Genomic DNA, 25982 nt, shown 5'->3' with positions numbered 1-25982 from the left:
CAATCACCACCGGCCCCACACCGCCATCGGGAACCGGTCACCCATCACACGGTTGACCAACGTCCCTGGGCAGTACAGCTAGGAGCGAGCCGACGCCCGCCCGCCCAGCCAGGAACGACGGCGACGGTCTCTTGCAGGAGGCCGTCGCCGTCAGGCCGTCGCCTCAGCCCGCGTGGTCCGCGACAGAGCGCGCGTTCTTCCGTACGGACGGCAGCTTGCGGTGGTCCTTGACGATGGAACGGGTCTCGCGGAAGCGGCGGTCGATGCCCCACTTCGTCACCAGCGCCAAGCTCTCCCGCACGATGTTCCCGCTCATCTTCGAGACGCCGAACTCCCGCTCGGTGAACGTGATCGGTGTCTCCACGACCTGTAGACCGGCCTCGAGGGCGCGCCAGCAGAGGTCGACCTGGAAGCAGTACCCCTTCGATGCGACACCGGCGAGGTCGATCCGCTCGAACGACTGCGACGTGAAGACGCGGAATCCGCCCGTCGCGTCACGTACTGCGATGCCGAGCGCCAGACGGGTGTACAGGTTGCCGCCGCGCGAGAGCGCCTTCCGGTACCAGGGCCAGTTCTCGACCTTGCCGCCGGTGATCCAGCGCGAGCCGAGCACCAGGTCGTTGGAATCGGCGAGCTCGAGCATCCACGGCAGGTACTCCGGGTGGTGCGAGCCGTCGGCGTCCATCTCGACGAGCTTGGCGTAGCCGTGCTCGAGGCCCCAGGCGAACCCGGCCAGGTACGCCCCGCCGAGACCGTCCTTCACGGTGCGGTGCAGAACGTGCACCCGGTCGTGCTCGCGGGCGATCGCGTCGGCGAGCTCGCCGGTGCCGTCCGGAGAGTTGTCGTCGACGACGAGCACGTGCACCGTGTCGTCGGTCGCCGCCAGGGTCCGCTCGACGATCGGACGGACGTTCTCCGCCTCGTCGTAGGTCGGGATGATGACCAGGGTGTCGCTCATGGTGCTCCTCGTGCTCGATCCGAACGTACCGGCCGGTGGCTGCACCGATCCGAGGAGCGCAGCGCGAACACGATCAGCGTGCCCGCTTCCTGACCGGGCACCCGAGGGGTGGGCACACGCCGCGACGGACGGGAGGTCCGGTGCCAGCTGGCACCGGACCTCCCGTCCGTCGGTGGGTTGCGTCTACGCGGGGCGCGACGTCGGGGACACGTTCTTGGAGGCGTCACGCTCCGGGATGTCGCCGAGGGCCTCGTCGATCGCCGCGAGCGCGTCGGCGTCGAGCTGCACCCCGGCGGCCTTAACGTTGTCGGTGACCTGCTGCGGACGCGAGGCGCCGACGATCGCCGAGGCGACGTTCTCGTTCTGCAGCGTCCACGCGATCGCCAGCTGCGCGAGGGTCAGGCCTGCCTGGTCGGCGACCGGCTGCAGGCGCTGCACGGCCTCGAGGACCTCGTCGCGCATGAACCGCTTGATCATGTCGGCGCCACCCTTCTCGTCCGTGGCGCGCGAGCCCTCGGGCAGCGGCTGACCGGGCTTGTACTTGCCGGTGAGGACCCCCTGCGCGATGGGTGACCAGACGATCTGCGACAGACCGAGCTGCTTCGAGGCCGGGACGACCTCTTCCTCGATGACCCGCCAAAGCATCGAGTACTGCGGCTGGTTCGAGATGAGCTGGAAGCCGAGCTCCTTCGCGAGGGCGGCGCCCGCACGGATCTGCTCGGCGTTCCACTCGCTGACGCCGATGTAGAGCGCCTTGCCCTGTCGGACGACGTCGGCGAAGGCCTGCATCGTCTCTTCGAGGGGGGTCTCGTAGTCGTAGCGGTGCGCCTGGTAGAGGTCGACGTAGTCGGTCTGCAGCCGCTCGAGGGAGCCGTTGATCGACTCCGTGATGTGCTTGCGGCTGAGGCCCACGTCGTTGTGCCCCTTCGGGCCGGTCGGCCAGTAGACCTTCGTGAAGACCTCGAGCCCGGCGCGCCGCTCGCCCTTGAGCGCCTCGCCGAGGACCTTCTCGGCGGCGGTGTTGGCGTACGTGTCCGCGGTGTCGAACGTGGTGATGCCGGCGTCGAGCGCTGCCCGGACGCACTGGGTGGCGACGTCGTTCTCGACCTGCGAGCCGTGCGTCAGCCAGTTGCCGTAGGTGATCTCGGAGATCTTGAGTCCGGAGTTGCCCAGGTACCTGAATTCCATGATCTCGACGCTACTGGAGCGCGCGCCCGTCCGGGAGGCCCCGCGAGTGCCTGTGTGCGGGGTGGGCGGCGGTGGCGGGCGTTCGCGCCAACCTGCCCGTCCGCCCGCCGCTGCCTGCCCGCCCGCCCGCCCGCCCGCGAGCGGGCGAAACACCCGCGTTGTTTGCTGGGGCACGCAGGTATGTCGCCCGCTCGGCCGACGGCCACTTCCGCGCGGCACGCCCCTCCCTGGTCGCCCTCGACACCGCGCTCGGCAACGCATGCGGCTGCACCAGGGACGCGAGCGCGAGCGGGCGAAATGCCGCGGTCGTCGCGCTGACGGGTCCGGTGTTTCGCCCGCTCGCGTGCGCGAGCGACTCCTCCACAGAGGCACCAGTTCCCGTTCCGTCCACAGCGGAGGCCCGACACCCGACCACAACGGAGGCTCACCTCCACCATGTGGTGATGACCTCCAAACGCCCACTCCCGTTGGTGCTCCGGGACGCCTCGTTCCGGGTGCGGGACGCCCTGCACCGGGGCGTCTCCCGCGGCCGGCTGGACGCGCAGGACCTTGTTCGTCCGTTCCACGGGATCCGTTCTGGGACGACGCCGCGGTCGGTCGAGGAACATGCGCGGGCACTCGCTCCTCGGCTCCGCGCCGATCAGGTGTTCAGCCACATCACGGCCGCGGCGATCCTCGGGGTCCCGCTCCCGCGCCGATTCGAACGCGGTCCACGGCTCCACGTCACCACGATCGGAGCCGATCAGGCAATCCGTGTCCGCGGTGCCGTCGGGCATCGCGCGAAGTCCGGGCTGATGCGTGCAACCCGGTCTCGTGGAGTGCCGCTGACCACCCCTGCCGACACCTTCGTCGCACTCGGGACGATGTTGACCCTCGACGAGCTCGTCATCGCCGGCGACGCACTGGTCGGATGGCTCGGCTGGGCCACGTTCGACGAGCTCGTGCACGCGGTCCGTCGACGACGAGGCACACGGGGCATCGTGAAGCTCCGCCTGGCGCTCGAGGAGATCAGGAGGGGTTCTCGATCACCGGGTGAGACCAGGACACGGCTGGCGCTCGTGCGACACGGGCTGCCGGAGCCGGCCCTGAACCACGATGTGGTCGTCGGCGGCAGGTGGATTGCTTGCGTCGACCTCGCGTACCCGGCAGCCCGGGTGGCCATCGAGTACGAGAGCGACCTCCACCGCACCGATCCAGCTGTGTTCAAGAAAGATCTCACCCGCGGTGAGCACCTGAAGGACGTCGACTGGTGGCTCGTCCGCGCAACTGCGCACGACGTGGGACCGGGTCTCGACCGCTTCGTGCAACGGATTCGACGGCTCCTCGTCATCGGTGTCCGGGGGTCGCATGACACGCGGTTTGCGTCACGCGGGTGAACATTGGTTGACGCTTCAACCAAAAGGGTGCACACTGTCGTAGTATCAACTCGATGCAGGCGTATGGATTGCGCTGCACCGCAGACTCTCGCTCGGAAGAAGGACCACCATGACGCTCACCGCTGCCACCGTTCCCGGCTACCAGACCGGCACCTGGAAGATCGACCCCACCCACTCCGAGGTCACCTTCTCGGTCCGTCACCTGGCGATCAGCAAGGTCAAGGGCAAGTTCGAGACCTTCGACGCCACCGTCGTGACCGCTGAGAACCCGCTCGAGTCGACCGTCGAGGCGAACATCGACGTCGCTTCGATCAACACCGGCCAGGAGCAGCGTGACCAGCACCTGAAGACCAGCGACTTCTTCCTCACCGAAGAGCACCCGCAGCTGACCTTCCGTTCGACGGGCATCGAGGCCAAGGGCGACAACCTGCACATCGCGGGCGACCTCACCCTGCGCGGCGTCACCAAGCCGGTCGTCCTCAAGGCCGAGCTGGGTGGCTTCACGACCGACGGCTACGGCCAGGTGAAGTTCGGCGCCGAGGCGACCACGAAGATCGACCGCACCGAGTTCGGCGTGAACTGGAACGCAGCACTCGAGGCCGGTGGTTTCACGCTCGGCAACGACGTCACGATCAACCTCGACGTCCAGTTCGTCCTCCAGGCGGCCTGAGTCCCCTCGGACTCGTCGCCCCGCTGAGGGCACCGGGCAGCACCACCTTCCAACCCGAGACCAACGCCCCGACTCCTCATGGAGTCGGGGCGTTCGTCGTTCCCGGACCCCGCGGATCACGAGCGGTGAGTGATCGCGGCACCAGCGCACGTGCCGCGAGCGGGTGATATGCCGCGGTGGTGGCGACATGTCGGCATGGTGTTTCGCCCGCTCGCCGCGTCCCCCGGTGCCCGGCAGCGGGAAGCCGGGGCCGAGCGTGGGGCGGCATCCGGTCGCCCCGGCCCGACCGCGAGCGGGCGAAAAACCCCGGAACGCGGCACCTCGACCCCGACATTTCGCCCGCTCGCGGGACAGAGCGGCGGGACGGAGCTCGCGGGACCGAGCGGGAGGACGCTGCGGCGGGAAGCCGGTGAACACGAGCGACACCATGCGCACGGTCCCGCGTAACGTGGGCCTGCACGGCTGGTTCGCAACGCCCGGGAATCCAGGCGTCGGGCACCGGGTTGCACGAGACGGCAGCACCACGAGCGCCACGAGCACCACGAGCGCCACGAACACAGCCACCAGCAGCCCGCAACCCGCACCGCCCGCACGACGAACAGGAGCACCACCATGGCCACCGACTGGATCGCGATGCAGGCCCTCGCGGCAGCCGAGTTCGGCCGTCGCGTCGCCGCCGTCACCGACTGGGACGCCCCGACACCGGACTCCGAGTGGACCACCCGCGACCTCGTCGCCCACGTCGTCGACGAGCAGCGCTGGATCCCGAAGCTCCTCACGGGGTGCGACTACGCCCAGGCCCAGGCCGACCTCGAACCCATCGGAGAGGACCTGGTCGCCGAGTGGGACCGCTTCGCCACCGCGGCGACCGAGGCCTGGCGGAACGCCCCGCACGACACTCCGGTGCACCTCAGCACCGACGTCGTCCCCGCCGCTCAGTACCTCACCGAGCAGACGAGCGACATCACGATCCACACGTGGGACCTCGCGCGGGCGACCGGCTCCGAGGAGACCCTGCCCGAGGAGCTCGTCCGAGCCGTGTGGGAGTACTTCGAGCCGCAGATCGAGGTCCTGGCGGCGACCGGCCTGTACGCCGCCCCGGTCGACGTCACCGAGGACGCCCCGCTCCAGGTCCGCCTGCTCGCCGTCACAGGCCGCGATGCCAGAGTGACCGCATGACGACAGACACCGGCAGCACCACCCCAGACACCGGCAGCACCACCGCCGGCACCACCACCGCAGCCACCGGCAGCACCACCACCGCAGCCACCGGCAGCACCACCACCGCAGCCACCGCAGCCACCGCAGCCACCAAACGCCTCGGCGCCTCGGGGCTCGAGATCAGCAGCATCGTCCTCGGCATGATGTCCTACGGCGACCCGAACCGGGGCTCGCACGCCTGGAGCGTCGGCATCGACGAGGCCCGCCCCTTCGTGCGCCGCGCCTTCGAGGCCGGCATCACCACCTTCGACACCGCGAACGTCTACTCCGACGGCAGCAGCGAGGAGATCACCGGCACCCTGCTCAAGGAACTCGCCCCGCGCGAGGACGTCCAGGTCTTCACGAAGGTCTTCAACCGCATGCGGCCCGGTCGCAACGGCGCCGGCCTGTCCCGCGCCGCGATCATGCACGAGATCGATGCGTCCCTGACCCGGCTGGGCACGGACTACGTCGACCTGTACCAGATCCACCGCTTCGACCCGGTGACGCCGGTCGAGGAGACCATGGAGGCCCTCCACGACGTCGTCAAGGCCGGCAAGGCGCGCTACCTCGGCGCGAGCAGCATGTGGGTGTGGCAGTTCGCCGAGATGCAGCACGTCGCCGAGCTGCACGGTTGGACCCGCTTCGTCAGCATGCAGGACCAGTACAACCTGCTCGAGCGCGAGGAGGAGCGCGAGATGCACCCCTTCTGCGCGCACACCGGCGTCGGCGTCATCCCGTGGAGCCCGCTCGCCCGCGGCCGCGTCACCCGCCCCTGGGACGCCTCCGGCTCAGGCTCCCGCGCCCAGACCGACGAGTTCGGCAAGACGCTCTACAAGCAGGACGAGGACGCGAACCGCGCCATCGTGGACGCCGTCGAGGCCGTCGCCTCCGACCGTGGTGTCCCGATGGCGCAGGTGGCCCTCGCCTGGGTCGCCGGCAAGCCGGCCGTCACCGCGCCCATCGTCGGGGCGACGAAGGAGCACCACATCGACGACGCGGTCGCGGCAGCCTCGCTGACGCTCACCGACGACGAGGTGGCGCGACTCGAGTCGGCGTACACGCCCCGGGTGCCGTCCGGTTTCTGACGCTCGCACGAGCGGACGGGAGGCACGGCGCCAGCTGGCACCGTGCCTCCCGGCCGCCACTGGTCACCGGCACAGCCCCGGACACGCCGGCGTGGCCGGATGACGCCGCGGTGTCTGCCGGACGCCGCCGGATTCCGCGGCGCCTCGACGAGGCGTCTTCGGTCCCGAAGTGCGACTTTCGACGACCCGACGGTCAGGCGATCACGTCGTCGTGCGAGCGCTGCAGGCGGGCGATGCGGCGCCGCGCGGCGCGCTCGGAACCGCTCTGGTCGTCGAGCACCGCTCCGATCCCCCCGAGCACGAGCCCCGTGGCCCGCACCACCGGCAACTCCACCGGCCCGATCACCGGCGCACGCAGCCCGAGCAACGACCGGTGCCGCGGGTCGAGCGTGGAGACCGCGCCCTCGAACACCGCGCGGTAGCCGGGCCGGAGCAGCAGCGCGAGGGGCGGGTTCTTGATGAACCGGACGACGTCGCGGGTCCGCGAGTCCACGGCGAGCTCGCCACGGTCCAGGTACCCGTTCATCTGCTCACGGAGCTCGACCTCGGACGCCGGCGGGTCGTCGATCCGCATGAGCCGCCCGGCTTCCGCCCACTCCCGCACGTAGGCGTCGGCGCCACCGGGGATCGGGCCGCCCCATCGCTGTGCGGCCCGGAGGAACGCGTCCGTGAATGCCAGGTGCACCCAGCGCGCCAGATCGGGGTCGTTCGCGGAGTAGGGCCGGATCGCGCCGTGCCCGTCGACGTACTGCCCGCGCACCCGCTCGTGCAGCCGGTGCACCCAGGCGCTGCCGCTGCGCGCAGTGGCCCGGTCGCCGTACGTCACGGTGGCGATCCAACGGCTGGTCCCCGCGAGCCGGCCGAACGGGTCCTCGCGGTAGCGGGAGTGGTCCGCGACCCCGGCGAGCGCGCCCGGGTGCAGCGCCTGGACGAGCAGTGCCCGCACGCCGGCGACGATGCCGTGGCTGCCGCCGTGCACCGCCCAAGTGGCGGATCCCGGACCGAAGAAGCCCGCGTCGGTCCCGTGTTCCAGGTCGTCCATCCAGGCGGCCGTGCCCGTCGAACCACCCGTGAACGTCTCGTTGAGGCGGGACCGGAAGGCGTCGGAGACAGAGGGCATGGCGTCATGGTCCGTCCGGCCCCTGGGAACCCGCTCGGCACCGCGCATCGCGGCCCTCCCAGCGCGCCCCGGGGCGGCCCGCTAGGTTGGGTCGCGTGAGCATCGACACGCCTCGTCCCTGGCTTGCCTCGTACGCCCCGGGGGTCCCGCACGACATCGAGGAACAGAGCGGTTCCCTGTACGACCTGGTCGAGCAGTCGGCCCGGACGTTCCCGAAGCGGGTCGCCCTCGAGTTCTTCAGACGCACCACCAGCTACGCCGACCTCGAGGACCAGATCCTCCGCGCGGCGAACGGTCTGCGGAAGCTCGGCGTCGGGCACGGCGACCGGGTCGCCATCGTGCTGCCGAACTGCCCGCAGCACATCGTGGCCTTCTACGCGGTGCTGCGGCTCGGCGCGGTGGTGGTCGAGCACAATCCCCTGTACACGCCGCGCGAGCTCCGCCACCAGTTCGAGGACCACGGGGCCACGGTCGCCATCGCCTGGGACAAGTCCGTCGCGACGCTGCAGGACTTCCCGGCCGACGTGCACCTCGACGCGATCGTGTCCGTCGACATCACGCGGGCCATGCCCCGGAGCACCCGGCTCGCCCTGGCGCTGCCGGTCGCGAAGGCCCGCGAGTCCCGCGCGAAGCTGACCGCCCGCGTGCGCGGCACCGTGAAGTGGGACGACCTGGTGGATTCGCGGAAGCTGTCGAAGCGCCACCCGCGCCCGGCCACCGACGACATCGCGCTGATCCAGTACACGTCAGGCACGACCGGTACCCCGAAGGGTGCCGTCCTGTCGCACCGGAACCTGCTGGCGAACGCCGCACAGTCCCGCGCCTGGGTGCCGCAGATCCGTCGCGGCGACAACGTCGTCTACGCCGTGCTGCCGATGTTCCACGCCTACGGCCTGACGCTCTGCCTGACCTTCGCGATGAGCATGGCCTCGCGCCTGGTGCTCTTCCCCGCGTTCGACCCGGCCCTCGTGCTCACCGCGATCAAGCGTCACCCGCCGACGTTCCTGCCGGCCGTGCCGCCGATCTACGCCCGACTGCAGCACGCCGCGGACTCGGCGAAGGTGTCGCTCAAGGGCATCGAGATCGGCATCTCCGGCGCCATGCCACTGTCGCAGGACATCGTCGAACCGTGGGAGGCCCGGACCGACGGCTACCTGGTCGAGGGCTACGGCCTGTCCGAGTGCTCCCCCGTCCTGATGGCGAACCCGGTCTCCCCGGAGCGTCGGCTCGGATCGATCGGCCTGCCGCTGTCCTCGACCGAGGCCCGCGTGGTCGACCCCGACGACGACACGAAGGTGCTCGGGGTCGACGAACCCGGTGAGCTGCAGGTCCGCGGTCCGCAGGTGTTCCGCGGCTACTGGGGCAAGGCCGAGGCCACGGACGAGGTCTTCACCCCCGACGGGTGGTTCCGCACAGGCGACATCGTGGCGATCGACGCCGACGGGTACGTGCGGATCGTCGACCGGCTCAAGGAGCTCATCATCACCGGCGGCTTCAACGTGTCGCCGTCCGAGGTCGAGGACACCCTGCTCAAGCACCCCAGCGTCAAGGAGGTCGCGGTCGTCGGCATCACGCAGGGCGGCAACGAGCAGGTCGTCGCCGCGGTCGTGCCGAAGGACCCGTCGACGTTCGACGGTGCCGCGCTCCGGGCGTGGTCGCGCGAGCACCTGGCCGCGTACAAGGTGCCGCGCCGGGTCGTCGTGGTCGAGGACCTGCCGCGCTCGATGATCGGCAAGGTGCTGCGCCGCAAGGTGCGCGACGAGATCCTCGCCGGCGACTGACGAGCTCAGCGCCCGCGCCGTGACGGCAGCGCGAGCACGGCCAGCCCGGCCACGACCAGCACGGTGCCCGCCCACCCCGTGCCGCCGAGGCGCTCCCCCACCACGAGCACGGCGAGCACCGCCGCCACGACGGGTTCGAGCAGCGACAGCAGCGTCGCGACCGAGGGGCTCGCCGTCCGGAGCCCAGCGGCGTACAGCGAGTGCCCGATGACGGTGGGCACCAGCGCAAGGTAGACGAAGACCGGCCAGTTGGCGCTGTCCGCCAGGGACGGCCCTCCGGCCACGGCGGCCAGCACCACCAACGGCACGGCCGCCATCCCGAACACCGCCCCGACGAGCCCGCGTTCGTTCGGCCCGCGCGCGCCGGCAGCGCCCGCGCTCCCACCGATCGGGGGCGGACCGACCGCCAGTGGCATCCGACTCGTGGCCGCGTGCATCCCCCGCGCCACCGCCCACGAGTACAGCGCGTACGTCAGCCCCGCGAGCAGGGCGCTGCCGATCCCGACCGCGAGCGCGCGCCCACCGCCGTCGTGCTCCGAGCGCGCGATGGTGACGACGACCATGCCGACCACGCTGACCAGCGCGGCGATGACCCACCTGCCGGTGACGGGCCTCCGGTCCGCGACCCACTCGACCAGGCCGGCGAACACGGGCGAGGACCCGATCGCGATGGTCGTGCCGAGTGCGATGCCCGCATCGTCGAGGGCCGCGTAGAAGGTGACCGCGTAGACCACGAGCGACGCGGCGCCGAGCAGGGCCCAGCCACGGGTCCGGCGCTGGGCGACCGCGCGCAGGCTGCCACGGCCGGCGAGCACGCCCAGGACGAGTCCGCCGAGGCCGAACGTGACGGCGCCGAACACGAAGGCCGGTACGCCCGGTGCGAAGTGCGTCGCGGTCCCGGTGGTCCCCCACACCGCAGCGGCGACCGTGATCGCCGCGAGCCCGTGGACGGGCCTGGAGGCGCGCCCCACGCCCGTCGGTCGGCTCACGAGACGTGGACGCTCGGCCGTCGGTTCACGTCGGGTTCGGCTTCGCGCAGGACCTCGCGCGTCACGGGGGCGACGTCGCCAGCCCCGGTGAACACGAAGCGCAGGGCGTTCCGGATCGGGCTGCCCTCGTTCCACTCGAAGTAGATGCTCGGCACGACCCCGGCGATGTCACGGATGGCGAGCAGCGTCGACGCGATGGTGTTCGGCACGTTCCCTGATCGCACCTTGAGCACGCGGAACCCGTGGACGACGTGTCCCTCGACCACCAGGTCCTCCTCGAAGTCGGAGGAGTCCGCGGGCAGGACCTCGAGGAACATCGTCGGCACGCGGGCCGGGATGCCGGAGTCGCGGCGCTCCTCGCGCCCCTTCGACCGGTACGCCTCGGCGGTGCCGGCACCGGGTTCGTTCGCGATGATGCAGACCGAGCTGAACTGGTCGGCGTCGGCCTCGACGAACTGCTGGGCCAACCCATCGAGCTCGATCGACGACGCCCGGAGCTCGAACGACCGGCGCACCCGCGAGACGAGCGACACCACGACGATGGCGATGATGAAGATCGCGGCGATCCGGACACCGTCAGGACGCTCGATGACGTTGGCGACCGTCGTGTACACGAACACCACGCTGATCACGCCGAACGCGATGGTGCGCTTGCGCTGCTGCTTGCGGCGGGCGGACAGGGTCACGGCGACGGCGGCGCTCGTGATGAGGACGAGCACGCCGGTCGCGTAGGCACCGCCCTGCGCGTCGACGTCCGCCCGGAAGACGATCGTGATCACGAAGGCGATGAGCGTGAAGATGATGACGAGCGGCCGGACCGCGCGTGCCCACTGCGGGGCCATGCCGTAGCGCGGCAGGAACCGTGGCACCAGGTTGAGCAGTCCGGCCATCGCGCTCGCGCCGGCGAACCAGAGGATCGCGACCGTCGAGAAGTCGTAGATCGACCCGAACACGCCGCCGAGGTACTCGTGCGCCAGGAAGGCCAACGCTCGCCCGTTGGCGCCGCCGCCCGGCTGGAACTCGTGCTGCGGGATGAGGAACGTCGTCACGATCGACGAGGTGATGAGGAACGTGCTCATGATCACGGCGGCGACGGTCAGCAGCCGCTTCGTCCCCCGGATCCGGCCCTCCGGTCGGGCGCTCGTCTCGTCGGAGGGGTCGCCCTGCACCTGCGGCATGACCGCGACCCCGGTCTCGAAGCCGGACAGGCCGAGTGCGAGCTTCGGGAACACGATGAGCGCTATGCCCACCATGACCAGCGGGTTGCTGTGCTGCGCGGTCAGCCCGGACCACCAGTCGCTCGCCACGATCGGGTTCTCGAAGACGTGCCAGAGGGACACCACGATGACCACGGCGTTCAGCACGAGGAACACGGCCACGAGCCCGACCGCGATGCCGATGGCCTCCTTGAAGCCGCGCAGGAACACGATGCCGAGCAGGAGCAGGAGCACCAGGGTGAGCGGCACCGGGATCTCGGTGAACCAGTGCGGCGTGTAGGGGTTCTCGGCGATGTGCGCCGTGGCGTCGGCCGCCGACAGGGTCATCGTGATCATGAAGTCCGTCACGGCGAACCCGAGCAACACCAGCACCAGCAGCTTGCCCGCCCACCACGGCAGGAGCTTCTCGAGCATCATGATCGACCCGGCGCCCCGGAAGCTGTCGTGGGCGATCCGGCGGTACACCGGCAGCGCCCCGAACAGCGTGACGAGCACGAGGACGATCGTCGCGATCGGCGAGAGCAGACCCGCGGCGAGCGCGGCGATGGCGGGCTGGTACCCGAGGGTGGAGAAGTAGTCGACGCCGGTCAGGCACATGACCCGCCACCACGGGTGGGTCTTCTCGACCTCGACCTGGTGCGGGCCCTGGTGGGAGGCGCCCTGGTCGGCCCCGTGCAGCATCCACCGGCGCAGGCGAGTGCTGCGGTCGAGGGGCTGCTCGGTGGCGTCGCGCTGGGCGGCCCGCTCGGCGTCTGTCGCGGTCACGTGGATGATGCTAAGCCGTCCGGGTGACCCGCGCGCGCACCCGGACGACCCCTGTGGACGAGCGCCTCACTTCGTGCTGATCCGGGTGTACTTGTTGACGGCCCACGGCACGAACACCACGAGCATCACCGCGATGCCGATCAGGACCGTCAGCACCGGGTGCTGCATCGTCCAGATGTCCGGGACCGGCGCGGACCCGACGTTGCCGAAGAGTTCACGGGCGGCCTGCACCAGGGACGACACCGGGTTCCACTCCGCGAACACGCGCAGGACCAGCGGCAGGGTGTCGCTCGGCACGAACGCGTTCGAGACGAACGTCAACGGGAACAGGATCATGAACGATGCGTTGTTGATGACCTCCGGTGTCTTCACGCTCATGCCGAGCAGCGCCATCACCCAGCTGAACGCGTAGCTGAACAGCAGGAGCAGCGCGATGCCGGCCAGGAACTCGAGCGGCGACGAGTTCACCCGCCACCCCACGGCGAGGCCGGTGAGCATCATGATCACCATCGAGATCGAGTTGAGCACGAGGTCCGAGTTGGTGCGCCCGACGAGCACCGCGGACGCCGACATCGGCAGCGTGCGGAACCGGTCGATGAGCCCCTCCTTCAGGTCCTGCGCCATGGCCGATCCCGAGAACGTGGCACCGAACACCACGGTCTGCGCGAAGATCCCGGCCATCAGGAACTGCGTGTAGTCGGTCCCCTGCACCTGGATCGCGCCGCCGTACACCTGGCTGAACAGCAGCACGAACATGATCGGCTGCAGCACCGCGAACACGAGCATGTCCGGTGAGCGCTTGATCTTGATGAGGTTCCGCTTGGTGACGGTCCAGCCGTCCTCGAACCAGACGGCGATCGGCGAGGTGACGACGACGGGCAGCTGTCGGCCCGGTGCGACGGACGTGGTGGTCATCGTGCCGCCTCCTTCTGCTCGGTGTCGGCGGCTTCGCCGGCGTCGTCGTCCGTCGCAGCGTGGCCGGTGAGACGCAGGAAGACGTCGTCGAGGGTCGGGCGACGCATACCGGCATCGTGCAGGTCGATGCCCGCGTCGCCCAGATCGGCGAGGACGCGCTGCAGGGCGGCCGGACCGGCCTCGACCGCGATGGCCCGGGTGCGGCCGTCGCCCGAGATCTCAACGTCACCCACCCCGTACCGTCGCAGCACGTCCGTGGCGGCGTCGCCGTCCGCGTCATCGACCAGGGCGACGACGACCCGGTGGCCGCCGACCTGGGCCTTGAGCTGGTCCGCTGTGCCCTCGGCGATCACCGCGCCGTCGTCGATGACCGCGATGTCATCGGCGAGCCGGTCGGCCTCTTCCAGGTACTGGGTGGTGAGCAGGACCGTCGCGCCCTCGGCCACCAGGTCCTCGATGATGCCCCAGAGCGCGAGCCTGCTGCGCGGGTCGAGCCCGGTCGTCGGCTCGTCGAGGAACAGCACGCGCGGGTTCATCACCAGCGCACCCGCGAGGTCGATGCGTCGGCGCATGCCACCGGAGAACCCCTTCACCGGGCGGTCCCCCGCCTCGGACAGGTCGAACACGTCGATGAGTTCGCGGGCCCGCTCGCGCGAGGTCCGGCGGCCCAGGTGGTAGAGCCGCCCGATCATCTCGAGGTTCTCGAACCCCGTCAGGTTCTCGTCGACAGCCGCGTACTGCCCGGACACCCCGATGGACCGTCGGGTGGCCTGCGGGTCGGCGATCACGTCGATGCCGTCGATCGTCGCGGTGCCCGAGTCGGGCGTGATGAGGGTGGTCAGCACCTTCACCGTGGTGGTCTTGCCCGAGCCGTTCGGGCCGAGCAGTGCCGTCACGGTGCCCTGCGGCACCGACAGGTCGAGTCCGGCCAGTGCGTGCACCGGCCCGGACTTCGATCGGTACGTCTTGGTCAGCCCTGAGGCTTCGATGATGGCCATGTCGCTCCTTCGTCGACCACGGAGAACATCAGCGGGCCGGTGGGACGACGATCGTCACTCAGACGTCGAAGTCGCCACCGCCGAAGTCGCTGAAGCCACCACCACCGAAGTCGGATCCGCTGTCGCCCCAGCCCGCACTCTCGAACCCGCCGCCGTCGGATGCGCCACCGTCGGACGCACCGGCGTCGCCGGAGTCGCCACCAGTGTCCTCCGAACTGCCGTCACCCGCAGCGTCGGTACCGCCATCGAACGATCCGGGGTCCGGCAGGAAGGCGCTCATGATCGCGGACCCGATGACGTACCCGGCCACCGTCCCGAGGACCGAGGCACCGATCATGCTGCCGAACGACGGCCCGCCGCGCCGTGCACCGAAGCGGCCTCCGGCTCCGCCGCCGACCCCACCGAGCGAACGCTCCATGAAGCCCGGCTGGCGGATCTCCGACCGGGTGGCACTCTGCGCGAGCGAGCGCGGGTCGTCGCCCCGCGGAGCCTCACCGGGAGGCGCCGTCCGCGTGAACTCGTCGTAGACCATCCGGCGCTGCTCGTCGGTCAGTCTGGCGAAGGCCTCGGCGTGCACCGCTTCGATGCGCTCGGGCGGTGCCGTCCGGAGCAGGTACCGGTAGCGCTCGACGGCTCGCTCGTCGTCGGTCGTGGCCCCCTGCGCCGGAGCTCCGCCATCCCACCCGGGGACACCGTACTGATCGCCCTGCTGCGACGCGGGCGCGGGCTGCTGGTACGACTGCTGGCCGTACCGGTAGCCCTGCTGCTGCGGCTGTCCCCACTGGTTCTGCTGCGCGCCACCGGACCGGTCGCGCTCCGGACGTCCGAGCAGGCGGTCGAGGAATCCCATGGTCGATGCTCCTTCGGGTGCGCGGTGCGGTCCGGTCGGACCAGCCGTGGGCCGCCACCCTACGGAGCGCCGACGACGGATGACTGAGCGCCCGCACAGAGTCGGCCGGGAGCGACGCGAGCGGCGACCGGGCGTGCCCGCTCACCCCGCGGCGAGCGCCGCCGTCCACACCGCGTGCAGCTCGTCCGCGGCACCGGGGTGTGCCACGAGGAACGGCTCGCCGACGGGCGGGAAGCCCTCGACGGGGCCGGACGGCGCGAGCACGATGCCCCCGGCCTCGTGCACGAGCAGCACCGCGGCGCCGTGGTCGACCGGGTTGAAGGCCGAGACGCAGCCACCGATCCCCCGCCCGGCCGCGACCTGGGCGATGGTCAGCGTGCCCGATCCCTGCACCCGGAGCGTGCACGATCGGTCGGCGAGGGCATCGAGGAACGCACCGAAGCCCGGCCACGGCCGGTGTCCGTCGAGTTCGGTCCCGACGACGGCACCGGCGAGCGGCCGGGGCACGTCGTCCAACCGGAGCTGACGGTCGCGCAGGGTGGCACCGCGACCGCGCCGAGCCTCGAGCACCTCGCCGCGCCACGGGTCGGCCACGACGCCGACGAGGGGTCGGCCGCCGCGGGTCAGGCAGAGGGACATCGAGGTCCAGGGCACACCGTTCGCCAGGTTCGTGGTGCCGTCGACGGGGTCGAGGAACCAGCGGTGACGGTCGCCGGGGGCCTCGCCGTACTCCTCACCGGTGAACCCGTGCGTGGGGAACACCATCCGGACGCGCGATCGCACGTGCTGCTCGACCAGCCGGTCGACGTCCGTGACGAGGTCGGCGGGGTTGGCCTTCGTGCGGATCTCGCTGACGGGGTGCTCGCGGGTGTAGGCGATGACCTCGTGGGCGATGCGGTGGGCCAGGGCCTGGGCGCGGGAGGCGACCTCGGTCTCGGTGGGCTCGCGGTCCCGCTCGGGCCAACCGTCTCGCTCCGCCGCGGACAGTGCGGCCCCGACGGCGCCGACGTCGTTCGTGGTGATCGAGTCGACGCCGAGGCGTGCCGCCCAGATCGCCGGTTCCGCATCGTCGATGGTCCAGACGGACACGCGCAGGCCCAGGGCGTGCGCGACCTCGACGGTGCGCGGGGTGAGGAACGCGACGTCGAGGTTCAGGGTCGACGGGGTCAGCGCCTCCAGGTCCCGCGCGGTGGGCGGGTCGAGCGACTCCCATGCGAGCCACACGTCGGCCTCGGGCAGTACGGAGCGCACCGCCGCCATCGCGACCGGCGCACCGCACCAGGCGACCGCGGTCGACCCGGTGAACCCCGCGACCGTACGGGCGGCGACCAGGGCGTCCTGGGCGTCGGTCAGGTCGATCAGCAGGGCCGAGCGGCAGCCGTCGAGCCGCTCCAGTGCACCGTCGAGGCGCGGGATCCGGTCGAGACCGTTGCCGAGCCGGGCGACGTCGCACCAGGCGACGTCGGAGACCCGACGGGCGTCACCCCACATCCGGCCGAGGGTCTCGTCGTGCAGCAGGACGGCGACGCCGTCGGCGGTCCGACGGACGTCGACCTCGATCACCTCGGCGCCGAGCGCCTCGGCGACCGCTATGGCGGGCAGCGTGTTCTCGCGCCGGACGCGCGGCGCACCGCGGTGGGCGACGAGGCGTGGCGGACGCACGCCGGGCCTCCCGTCCGGGCTGGTCGGTACCACCCGGTCGGCCGACGCCGACGCGGTCGACGCGGAGGACCCCAACGCGACGGAGCCGGCCACCGGCACGGCGGCACTCATCGGGCCACCTCGAGCAGCACGCCGTCGCGGTGCACGAGCACCTCGCCGAGGCGCACGCCGGTCTCGGTGCCGACCGCCGGCGGTGTCCCGGTGACGAACGCGCGGAGTTCGGCACCGTCGGTGGCGAGCACGACCTCGGCGAAGTGGCCGCGCATGAGCACCCGCGCGACGGTGGCCCGGATCGGCGAGTCGTCGGTGAGCACGACCTGCTCGGGCCGGATCAGGACCGTGTCCGCCGCCGTCGGGCTGACGGACGTGCCGGCGAGGAACCGACCACTGACGACGCTCGTCGACCCGATGAACGAGGCGACGAAGCCGGTGGCGGGGCGGGCGTAGAGCTCGCCCGGAGTCGCGATCTGCTCGATGCGGCCGTCGTGCATGACGGCGATCCGGTCCGAGATGCTGAGCGCTTCGTCCTGGTCGTGCGTCACGATCACGGTCGTGATGCCGAGGCGCTGCTGGATACGCCGGATCTCGTCACGGACGCTCACCCGGAGCTTCGCGTCGAGGTTCGACAGCGGCTCGTCGAGGAGCAGGACGTCGGGCTCCTGCACGATGGCGCGGGCGAGGGCGACGCGCTGCTGCTCGCCTCCGGAGATCGCGGTCGGCTTCGACCCGGCGTGGTGGCTCAGCCCGACGAGTTCGAGCGCGTCGCGCACCCGCTCGGCGACCCGCTGCTTCGGCACACGCCGGGTCCGCAGCGGGAACGCCACGTTCTGCGTCACCGTCATGTGCGGCCAGAGGGCGTAGTTCTGGAACACCATCGCGCTCGGCCGACGCTCCGGGCCGAGCGCCGTGACGTCGCGGTCCCCCATCGTCACGACGCCGCCGTCGGCGGGCAGGAACCCGGCGACCATGCGGAGCGTGGTGGTCTTGCCGCAGCCGGACGGACCGAGCAGCGAGACGAGCTCGCCCTTCGCGACGTCGAGGTCGATGCCGGCGACGACGTCGCGTCCGCCGAGCGTCTTGCGCAGTCCGCGGATGGTCAGCCCGCCGGTGCGGGTCCGGTCCGTCGTGCTGCCGTCGGCCGGGAGGCCCGGCGTGCGTTCCGCGACGAGCGGTGCGTCCGTCATGTGGTCGCCTTTCGTGCTGGTGGTGGTCGTCGGTGTCTGCGTCATCGGATCTGGAACCCGTCCGCCAGTCGGCCGCCCATGATGTGCTTCCGGGCGAGCAGGAGCAGCACCACCGAGGGGATGCTCAGCGCGATCGCGAACACCGCCGAGACCTGCCGTGGGGAGTTCAGGACGAGCGAGTACATCGCCGTGGGCATCGTCATGTAGGTCGGGGCGCCGACCAGGTACGTGCCCTGCGCCTCGTCGAAGGACGCCAGGAACGACATCACCATCGCCACGAGGATCCCCGGCCACGCGATCGGGAACGTCACACGCCAGAACGTCCGCCAGCGGCTCGCCCCGGCATCACGCGCGGCCTCTTCGAGGGAGCGCGGGACGGCCGAGAACGCCGCGGCGGGCAGCCACGTCATGAAGACGACGCAGCCCAGCACGTGCACGATGAGGATGCCGGTCACGGTGTTCATGAGGTTCAGCGCGGTGAACATCGCCGACATCGTGACGAAGAGACCCATCTTCGGGAACGCGTTCGTGGCGAACAGCCCGACCAGGACGAGCCGTCGCCCCGGGAACTCGATGCGGCTGATCGCCCACGCCGCCGGCAGGCAGACCACCACGGCGATGAGGACCGTGAGCGGTGCGAGGACGAGCGAGTTCTGGACCGCGACGCCGAGGCTCTGATCCTCGAACACGGTGCCCCACCACTGCAGGGTCCAGCCGTCCGGCAGCAGGTTCGGGTACGTCCACGTCGTGGCGAAGGCACGGGCTGCCAGCCAGACGAGCGGGCCGAGGATGAAGACGGCCAGCACGATCGCGGTCACCCACACCAGGGCGCTGCCGGTGAGTCGCTTGATCACTGTGGCTCCTGCTTCTTCTTGTCGAGCTCGCCCGCGTTCGAGCGGACCGTGGAGCGGAGGTAGAACACGCTCGCGGCCGCCGCGAACGCGAACACGATGAACGCCATCGCGGTCGACTGCTGCGGACGGTTGTAGGCCTGGAAGTACTTCGAGATGTCGACGCCGAGCATCGTCGGGGCGTTCGGCCCGGTGAAGTACGGCACGGTGAACGATCCGAGGACCCCGATGACCGTGAACGTCGTCGCGATGACGAGCGGGGTCGCGGCCATCGGCAGGAGGACCTGCCAGACGACACGCCAGCTGCTCGCTCCGGCGTCCTTCGCAGCCTCGACCAGGGCGTCCGGCGTGCCCTGCAGCGCTCCGGCGATCATCAGCACGGCGAAGGGCAGACTCGTCCAGACGCTGCCGAACACCACGGCGACGAGGGTGTAGCCCCACACCGGCACGTCGAGGCCGAACTGGGCGCCGAGGCTGCGGAGGAAGCCCTGCGCGTCGGTGAAGGTCAGGATCGACCAGCTCGCGATGACCACCGGCACGAAGATCGGCACCACGGCGAGGACGCTGAGGGTCTTGCCGAGGAACCCGCCGCGGAGCCGCAGGATCACCGCCACGACGACGGCGAGCCCCACGGTCAGCCCCGTCGACAGTGCGGTCACCCCGAGGGTCGCGACGAGGTCGCGCAGGAACGTGGCGTTGCCGAGCAGCGTGCCGTAGACCGCGAGCGAGAAGCCGCGGACGGTGTCGCCACCGATGTCGGCGAGTGCCTGGTTCAGGCCGCCGGTGAACCCGAGGCTGAACAGGGCGGCGTTCACGACGGGGACGCCGACGAACAGCACGACCACGAGGACCGGGGCCGCGACGAGGGTCAGTCCCTGCCACCGCTGACGGCGGGCCAGCCGCTCCTGGGCGGTGCGCGTGCTCGCGGTGCGCCCGCTCGCGGGGTCTGCCGTGCCCTGGCCGTGTGGCGGGACGGCCGGGAGGCCCGTGGCGGAGTCGCCACGGGCCTCCCGGCCGGTTGCCGGGCCGTCCTGGACGGTCTGGGTCACTGCGGGACCTTCGCGTCCCACGCCGCGTTCATGTCGGCGGAGAAGTCGCTCTGGAACCCGAGGCGGAGCTGCGAGGGGTTCGCGTCGGCGAACTGCTCGGCCACCGAATCCGGCAGGCTGTCGAGCGGGACCACCGGGTAGCCGGAGACGGCGCTCGCGACGAGCTGCTGCCCCTTCGCGCTCAGGACGAAGTCGGCGAGCTTCTCGGCCGCGGCCTTCTTGTCCGCAGGTTCCGTCTTGGGGATGCCGAGGAAGCTCGCGCTGCCGTTGAACGACGGGTCGGCGATCTGCACGGCCTTGACCGTCTTGGGGATGATGCCGGACTTCTGCGAGGTGATGAACTGGTCGCTCCAGACCGGCGCCATCGCGATCTGGCCGCTGCCGAGCAGCTGCACGACCTGGTCGTTGCCGTTCGGGTAGACGCCCTTCTGGTACGTCGACGGGCCGAGGTCCTTCAGGGCGGCGAAGCCCTTGTCCCACTTCGACTCGAGCGACTTGTCGTACTTCGTCTGCATCGTCTCCTGCTCGGAGGCCGTCAGGTACTTCGCGAGCACCGTCGAGACGAACGAGTCGCCGGAGCCGCCCGACGACGGCGAGTTGTAGGCGAACTCGCCGGGGTTGTCCTTGATCCAGGCGAGGAGGTCGTCGAGGGTTTCCGGCGGGTCCGTCACCGTCTTCGAGTCGTAGGCCAGCAGGACGCTCGAGGCGCGGTAGGGGATCGCGCTGTCGCCGCCCTGCTCCTTCGTGGCGTCCGGCACGTCCTTGAGGTTCGGGATCGTGCTGTCGCTGACCGTGCTGAGCAGCCCGGCCTTGCCCGCGGTCGTGACGAAGCCGGCGTCGACGAGGTCGTACGCGACGGACTTGTCGGCCTTGACTGCGGTGGCGAGGTTCGCCTGGGTCTGGGCGTCGTGCTCGCCGTGCAGGTCGATGCTCGTGCTGACGTGGATCTTCGGGTTCGCCTTCTCGAAGGCGGGGATGAGCGACTTGTCCCAGAGGTCCTGGACGTTGGTGTCGCCGCTGATGAACACGGTGAGGTCGGTGGTGCCGTCAGTGTCGGAGGCGTTCGAGGCGTTGGCGCTCTGCACGCAGCCGGACAGTGCGACGGTCGCGGCTGCCGCGATGGCAAAGCCGGCGAGGACTCGGGTCTTCACGTGGGGTTCTCCCTGTTCCGTGGGGTGGTGCGGGGTGGGGTGGTGCGGGGGTGGGGTGGTGCGGGGATGGTGCGGGTGGGGGTCGTGCGGGTGGGGGTCGTGGGGGGGGGGGGGGGAACGTTCCCGCACCGGGGTCGAGTGTGGCGCTGCCGGGTGAACTCCGGGTGCCGCGGGCGTCGCCGCCGGGTGAACTCCGGGTGCGGGGGCGGGGGCGCGGGTGCGGGTGCGACGCGGTGCTGGGGTGTGCGTCCGGTGCGGTGACGGCGCACGGTGCGAGTTCCGCCCACCTGTGCGACGTTGACGGCTCCGTGCCCGTCTACAGCCCTGCACCGAGCGGGCTGCTCGCCCCCGACCGGCGAAGGGTGCACGGTGCGCCGCCCCGTTCGCGGTCGACGAACCCGCACCGAGCAGCCACGTTCGCGGCGGGCGACGCACCGTGCACCGTGCGCACCCGCGATAGACCGAACGATCTCGCACCGTGCGCGACTGATACCCCTCAGCGAGACATTCGGACTCCGGCCTGGCGAAGCTTCGCGCGGAGGACCCACTCGTTGCGCAGGTCCGACCAGGTGAGCCGCACCACGGTTCGCACCTCGGGGAACGCACGGAGTCGGTCTTCTCGGATCTTCTCGTCGAGCAGCGCCTGCTCCGGAGTCCGTCCGCGCAGGTACGCACTGCTCCGGTACTTCACGGCTCCGTCGAACTCGACCACGACCCCGACATCCGGGAACCAGAAGTCCACGACGATGTCCGGCTCACCGAGCGTCCGGAAGCGGTGCTGGAGGACCGGCGTCGGTGTCCCGAACTGGTCGAACCGCGCTCGCGCGTACGACTCCCCCGGTGAGTCCGACGCGGCATCGGCGAACCCGATCGCCCGGAGTGCGCGACGTCGTCCCTTCTGCCCGCGCCGCTCGATCGCCGATCGGACGTCTTCCCGCTCGACATCGCGACGGAGGAGCGCATCGAGAGACACGACCGCGTCGGTGAACGGCAGTGTGAGTGCGAGGTCGGTCGCCAGCCGATCGAGTCCGCACAACAGCAACCCGTCGGGTGTGACGACCGGACGCTCGTTCCGTTCGGCGTCGAGGTCGGCGTGCACCACGAAGGTCGCGTTCGTGGTGCGCCGGTCGGCACCGCGTGAGGTCACGTGGATCCGCGTCGGTGGTGCACTGAGCAGGGGCACACCGAAGACGACTGCGGCGGAGACGTGCGAGATCAGGTCTCCGGCGCGGATCCGGTCGGCGAACGAGCGGAGTCGGACGTGGTGCTGCTCAGTGGTGCGGAGCGCGGCCCATCCCGCAGACTCGGCGTACAGTCCGCGCGCGACCCGAGTGAGCTCTCCCGCAGCGGCCCGACGCCTGATGGCATCGGACTCGTCCGGGCGCTGTGCGGAGGTTCGGAACGTGAGGACTTCGGGGACCGGTGCGAGCTTGAGGTTCATCGACATACTCCCGATGCTCCGGAGCCACCACCTTCGGAGCAGCATCGCGCGGGAGGGCTGTGGAACACCAGTCGCACCGGGCTCCTTGTGGAGGAATGAGCGAGCACCCCGGAGGCTGCGAGAATGAGCGGGTGAACGCACGCACCTGGGGTTGGCTCGCTGCCGTCATCGACGTCGTCCTCATCGTCGTCTTCGCGCTCATCGGGCGCTCGTCCCACGGCGAAGCGAACACGGCGCTGGCGCTCTGGACCACCGCGTACCCGTTCCTGGCAGGGTGGGCGATCGGGTACGTGACGAGCGGTGCCTGGGCCCGGCCGCTGCGCTTCTGGCCGACCGGCGTCGTGGTCTGGGTCCTCACGGTCTTCGTCGGTCTGGCGATCCGTGTCGCCACCGGCCAGGGCGACGTCGACGGCAACCCGCTGCCGATCTCGTTCGTCATCGTCGCGACGATCGTGCTCGGCGTGTTCCTGCTCGGTTGGCGCGCAATCGCCCGCGGGGTGCTCCGGTTCACCGCATCCCGGCCCCGGCAGGACGCCGCAGCGTCCGACACGTGAACGGCAGCCGCGGTTCCCAGCCGACCATCCTCGACGTCGCCGCACGGGCGGGCGTCTCCAAGTCGGCGGTGAGCCGGGTCCTCTCCGGGACGGGGCGGTTCTCGGACGAGACCCGCGAGCGCGTCGAACGCGCGGCAGCGGAGCTCGGGTACGTCGCCAACGCCATGGCCCGCGGTCTCGTCAGCGGTCGGACGCACACGATCGGGATGCTCGTCCGCGACGCCTCGTCGATGGTCTACACCGCACTGCACGCCGTGATGGAGCGGCGCGCGTCGGAGCTCGGCTACCGGGTCGTCACCACGACGGGCGTCGGCCGTGTCGAGGACGAGAAGTCCGCCCTCGCAGCGCTCGTCTCGATGCGCGTGGACGGTCTCGTCGTCTGCAGCGGCCTGATGCCGTCCGCTGACATCGCGGAGTTCGCACCGCGGATCGCCACGGTGGTGGCCGGTCGTCCAGAGCTGCACCCGGCGCTGTCGAGCGTGTACTGCGACGAGGCCGACGGTGGCGCGGCGATCGCCGACGCGGTCGCCGATGCCGGCCACACCACGGTCGTGGTCCTCACCGTCCCGCTCGACAACGCGATCACCCAGCACGCGCGCTCGGCGGCGATGGTCGAGCGCCTCCGGGCTCGGGGCGCGAGGGTCATCGACATCGACGCCAGCTTCGTGCGATCGCCCGACGACCTCGCCGCCGACGTCGTCGACGCGATGCGCGAGTCGGACGTCACCGCGGTGATGTGTCCGACGGACCGACTCATGCTCGACGTGTGTGATGCACTCGCCCGCCGCGGTGTCGAGGTCCCGCGCAACCTCTCGGTGACCGGGTTCGACGGCGTCTACCCGCTGGCGAACGACTGGATCGGGTTCACGACGCTCGAGCAGCCGATCGAGCGCATCGGCCGCGAGGCGATCGACCTCGTCATCGGCCGGATCGACGACCCGACGCGCCCCGTCGAACACCGCTCGCTGCGCGGCACCGTGATCGCGGGCCGCACCCTCCTCCCCCGCTGAGCCGCCGACCTCGCACCGTGCGCGTCGCACTCAACCCGTGCAGGCTTCGGGCCTCGCGCACGGTGCGGCGTCACTCAAGCCGCGCACGGTTCGCGATGCGGTGCGAGGTTCGAGGAGCACGCACCGTGCCAGGTTTGTCAAGCGGTGCCACCGCGGTGGCTCGGTGCGGCGCTACAAGCGCGCACCGAGCGGGCAACCTCGCACGGGCCGACAGATACAGCACCGTGCGGCCTCGCCCCACGGCCGCCCAGGACCCGCGCCGCGCAACCCCCCCGCCTAGAACAACCCGCCGCGCGGCCCCTCCCCGGGCCCGTCGAACCCGCGAAACATGTCGGACACCAACGCCTCGATCTGCGGCTCCACGAGTCGCTCGACCGCCTCGGCGATGCGCGGCCGGTGCTCGATGAGCGCGAGGCACACAGCGGTCCCGGTGGACCGCGCACACTCGTCGGACAACTCGATCTCGTGCCGGAGCGCTGCCTTGGCCACGTCGGACAACGGCTCCCGCGGCGCCTGCTCCGCCGCGCCCGTGCCGGCCAGCTCCCCGAGGGTGAACAGGAACGGCGACCCTGGCGAGGGCTCCGGGTCGACGTCGAGGCCTTGGAACTCGGGCGACAGCCCCTCGGCCGGCTGGTACCCCGCGTGCCGCTTCCGGGCCGCCGCCCGCTCGAGTTCGCGTTGCAGCAGCGGCAGGTTCCGCGCCGTGTAGTCGTCGACGGCGTCCTCGACGATGGTCGAGATCCGGCCGATCAGCGCGTGCTGGACGGCGTGCGGCACGTCCGACCCGAACCCCGCCGCCGACGCGATCGGGGACCCGGTGCACTTCCGGCAGATGCGGGTGCGCGGGCGGGCGGTCCCGATCTGCCAGCGCGGCAACCAGCGCAGCCACAGGTCGACCGCGCCCCGCACGCGCCCGTCGATGCCGTCCATCCCCCAACGATACGGACAGGAGGGCCGGATCGCCCCCGGCGCACGGGGCTGGTCGGTGAATCGGCCCGGTTCTCAGGCCTGTGGTTCCGTCACGAAGTCGATGAGCTCCTCGACGCGGCCGAGCAGCTGCGGCTCGAGGTCCGTGAAGGTCCGCACCTGTCCGAGGATCCGCTGCCAGGCCCGGGCGATGTCGGCCTGCTCCGCGTGCGGCCACCCGAGCGCCTGGCAGATCCCCTTCTTCCACTCGATCGAGCGCGGGATCGTCGGCCACGCCCGCAGCCCGACCCGTGCCGGCTTGACCGACTGCCAGACGTCCACGAAGGGGTGCCCGACGACGAGCACGTGCGCGCCCCACTTCCCGCGCATCACGGCGTCGGCGAAGCGAGACTCCTTCGACCCGGGCACCAGGTGGTCGACGAGCACGCCGACTCGACGCGCACGGGAGGGCTGGAAGTCGTCCAGCACCGCAGCCAGGTTGTCGACGCCGGAGAGTTCCTCGACGACGACGCCCTCGACGCGCAGGTCGGCGCCCCAGACCTTCTCGACGAGTTCGGCGTCGTGCTTGCCCTCGACCATGATCCGGCTGGGCAGGGCGACCCGCGCCCGCTGCGACTCCACCGCGAACGATCCCGACGCGGTGCGGAGGCGACCGCCGTCGGACGCCTGCCGCACGGCGGGCGCCGCCCCGGGCCTCCAGTCAGTATGGACGGAACCCAGCGAACCAGGTGCGCCGGCGGCGGCCGCGGCAGACCGGCCGACCGGCGCCTGAGGGCGGCCCAGTGTGACGAGCTCGCCCTCGAGCAGGAACTGCCCGGTGAAGGGGAAGGACCGCGTGCGCCCCTTCCAGTCCTCGAGGGCGATGTTGCCCGCCTCGAGCCCCACGACGGCACCCGCCCACCCGGAGTCCGGGTCCTCGAGCACCATGTCCCGTTCGAGCGGCACCTGCCGCACCTTCTTCACCCCGCGCGAGCGCCAGTCCCCTGAGAGCACATCGCCGCCGTACCGGTCGTCGTCCACCCGCACGAGGGTACTGTC

23 protein-coding genes are annotated in these 25982 nt (G+C 71.0%); 7 read left to right on the top strand and 16 right to left on the bottom strand.

Annotated elements, in window-relative coordinates:
* Nucleotides 1-163: 163 nt before the first annotated feature.
* Nucleotides 164-958, bottom strand: a complete 795-nt coding sequence (locus ITJ56_RS11610; RefSeq protein ID WP_194630759.1) for a polyprenol monophosphomannose synthase — start codon at nt 956-958, stop codon at nt 164-166.
* 183 nt (nt 959-1141) lie between these two features.
* Nucleotides 1142-2146: an aldo/keto reductase family protein gene (locus ITJ56_RS11605; protein ID WP_194630758.1), complete on the bottom strand. Its 1005-nt coding sequence runs from the start codon at nt 2144-2146 to the stop codon at nt 1142-1144.
* A gap of 443 nt (nt 2147-2589) precedes the next feature.
* Here ITJ56_RS11605 and ITJ56_RS11600 point away from each other — a divergent pair, with 443 nt between their 5' ends.
* The 4 genes from ITJ56_RS11600 to ITJ56_RS11585 all read left to right on the top strand — a co-directional run bounded on the left by ITJ56_RS11600 (nt 2590) and on the right by ITJ56_RS11585 (nt 6480).
* Nucleotides 2590-3522: a hypothetical protein gene (locus ITJ56_RS11600; protein ID WP_194630757.1), complete on the top strand. Its 933-nt coding sequence runs from the start codon at nt 2590-2592 to the stop codon at nt 3520-3522.
* 109 nt (nt 3523-3631) lie between these two features.
* Complete coding sequence (locus tag ITJ56_RS11595) at nt 3632-4192, top strand: YceI family protein (RefSeq protein ID WP_194630756.1); 561 nt, start codon at nt 3632-3634, stop codon at nt 4190-4192.
* 612 nt (nt 4193-4804) lie between these two features.
* Complete coding sequence (locus tag ITJ56_RS11590) at nt 4805-5371, top strand: TIGR03086 family metal-binding protein (RefSeq protein WP_194630755.1); 567 nt, start codon at nt 4805-4807, stop codon at nt 5369-5371.
* A 182-nt stretch (nt 5372-5553) separates the two neighbouring features.
* Nucleotides 5554-6480: an aldo/keto reductase gene (locus tag ITJ56_RS11585; RefSeq protein WP_194630772.1), complete on the top strand. Its 927-nt coding sequence runs from the start codon at nt 5554-5556 to the stop codon at nt 6478-6480.
* Nucleotides 6481-6673: 193 nt separating this feature from the next.
* Here the strand turns inward: ITJ56_RS11585 and ITJ56_RS11580 are convergent, their stop codons facing one another.
* A complete protein-coding gene (locus ITJ56_RS11580; protein WP_194630754.1) occupies nt 6674-7600 on the bottom strand; it encodes an oxygenase MpaB family protein in 927 nt (308 codons plus the stop codon).
* 95 nt (nt 7601-7695) lie between these two features.
* On the opposite strand from ITJ56_RS11580, the gene ITJ56_RS11575 reads away from it, so the two are divergent.
* Nucleotides 7696-9381 (top strand): long-chain-fatty-acid--CoA ligase, encoded by a 1686-nt coding sequence (locus ITJ56_RS11575; protein WP_194630753.1) that lies wholly within the window; start codon nt 7696-7698, stop codon nt 9379-9381.
* Between the two features lie 5 nt (nt 9382-9386).
* Here ITJ56_RS11575 and ITJ56_RS18965 read toward each other — a convergent pair whose 3' ends face one another.
* The 11 genes from ITJ56_RS18965 to ITJ56_RS11520 all read right to left on the bottom strand — a co-directional run bounded on the left by ITJ56_RS18965 (nt 9387) and on the right by ITJ56_RS11520 (nt 22459).
* Nucleotides 9387-10370, bottom strand: coding sequence for a DMT family transporter (locus tag ITJ56_RS18965; protein ID WP_194630752.1), 984 nt, complete (start codon nt 10368-10370; stop codon nt 9387-9389).
* A complete protein-coding gene (locus ITJ56_RS11565; protein WP_228517673.1) occupies nt 10367-12268 on the bottom strand; it encodes an amino acid transporter in 1902 nt (633 codons plus the stop codon). Before ITJ56_RS11565 ends, ITJ56_RS18965 begins: the two co-directional genes overlap by 4 nt.
* A gap of 150 nt (nt 12269-12418) precedes the next feature.
* Nucleotides 12419-13267: an ABC transporter permease gene (locus ITJ56_RS11560; protein ID WP_194630750.1), complete on the bottom strand. Its 849-nt coding sequence runs from the start codon at nt 13265-13267 to the stop codon at nt 12419-12421.
* Nucleotides 13264-14265: an ATP-binding cassette domain-containing protein gene (locus ITJ56_RS11555; RefSeq protein WP_194630749.1), complete on the bottom strand. Its 1002-nt coding sequence runs from the start codon at nt 14263-14265 to the stop codon at nt 13264-13266. The genes ITJ56_RS11560 and ITJ56_RS11555 overlap by 4 nt, the downstream gene beginning before the upstream one ends.
* Before the next feature lie 58 nt (nt 14266-14323).
* Complete coding sequence (locus ITJ56_RS11550) at nt 14324-15115, bottom strand: hypothetical protein (RefSeq protein ID WP_194630748.1); 792 nt, start codon at nt 15113-15115, stop codon at nt 14324-14326.
* A 141-nt stretch (nt 15116-15256) separates the two neighbouring features.
* The gene (locus ITJ56_RS11545; protein WP_323749792.1) at nt 15257-16777 is read right to left on the bottom strand and encodes an inositol monophosphatase family protein; all 1521 of its coding nucleotides are present in this window, start codon (nt 16775-16777) and stop codon (nt 15257-15259) included.
* 107 nt (nt 16778-16884) lie between these two features.
* Nucleotides 16885-17961 carry an ABC transporter ATP-binding protein gene (locus ITJ56_RS11540; RefSeq protein WP_228517603.1) on the bottom strand — a complete coding sequence of 359 codons (1077 nt, stop codon included), beginning with the start codon at nt 17959-17961 and terminating at the stop codon, nt 16885-16887.
* Between the two features lie 41 nt (nt 17962-18002).
* A complete protein-coding gene (locus tag ITJ56_RS11535; protein ID WP_194630745.1) occupies nt 18003-18815 on the bottom strand; it encodes an ABC transporter permease in 813 nt (270 codons plus the stop codon).
* On the bottom strand, nt 18812-19861 hold the full coding sequence (locus ITJ56_RS18960) for an ABC transporter permease (protein ID WP_194630744.1): 1050 nt from the start codon (nt 19859-19861) through the stop codon (nt 18812-18814). The genes ITJ56_RS11535 and ITJ56_RS18960 overlap by 4 nt, the downstream gene beginning before the upstream one ends.
* Nucleotides 19858-21012 (bottom strand): extracellular solute-binding protein, encoded by a 1155-nt coding sequence (locus ITJ56_RS11525; protein WP_194630743.1) that lies wholly within the window; start codon nt 21010-21012, stop codon nt 19858-19860. Before ITJ56_RS11525 ends, ITJ56_RS18960 begins: the two co-directional genes overlap by 4 nt.
* Nucleotides 21013-21508: 496 nt before the next feature.
* Nucleotides 21509-22459 carry a hypothetical protein gene (locus ITJ56_RS11520; RefSeq protein WP_194630742.1) on the bottom strand — a complete coding sequence of 317 codons (951 nt, stop codon included), beginning with the start codon at nt 22457-22459 and terminating at the stop codon, nt 21509-21511.
* Nucleotides 22460-22584: 125 nt separating this feature from the next.
* Here ITJ56_RS11520 and ITJ56_RS11515 point away from each other — a divergent pair, with 125 nt between their 5' ends.
* Both ITJ56_RS11515 and ITJ56_RS11510 read left to right on the top strand, forming a co-directional pair.
* Nucleotides 22585-23007 (top strand): DUF3054 domain-containing protein, encoded by a 423-nt coding sequence (locus ITJ56_RS11515; RefSeq protein ID WP_323749791.1) that lies wholly within the window; start codon nt 22585-22587, stop codon nt 23005-23007.
* A complete protein-coding gene (locus ITJ56_RS11510) occupies nt 23004-24017 on the top strand; it encodes a LacI family DNA-binding transcriptional regulator (protein WP_194630740.1) in 1014 nt (337 codons plus the stop codon). The genes ITJ56_RS11515 and ITJ56_RS11510 overlap by 4 nt, the downstream gene beginning before the upstream one ends.
* Nucleotides 24018-24293: 276 nt before the next feature.
* Here ITJ56_RS11510 and ITJ56_RS11505 read toward each other — a convergent pair whose 3' ends face one another.
* Nucleotides 24294-24947 carry a spermidine/putrescine ABC transporter substrate-binding protein gene (locus ITJ56_RS11505; protein WP_194630739.1) on the bottom strand — a complete coding sequence of 218 codons (654 nt, stop codon included), beginning with the start codon at nt 24945-24947 and terminating at the stop codon, nt 24294-24296.
* A gap of 72 nt (nt 24948-25019) precedes the next feature.
* Entirely contained in the window at nt 25020-25964 is a 945-nt protein-coding gene (locus tag ITJ56_RS11500) for a DUF3097 domain-containing protein (protein ID WP_194630738.1), read from the bottom strand.
* Between the last annotated feature and the right edge of the window lie 18 nt (nt 25965-25982).

It is taken from the genome of Curtobacterium sp. VKM Ac-1376 (assembly GCF_015351025.1).
Classification (GTDB): Bacteria; Actinomycetota; Actinomycetes; order Actinomycetales; family Microbacteriaceae; genus Curtobacterium.
Note: the sequence above shows the minus strand (reverse complement) of the source record. Positions and strands in the feature narration are given on the sequence as shown.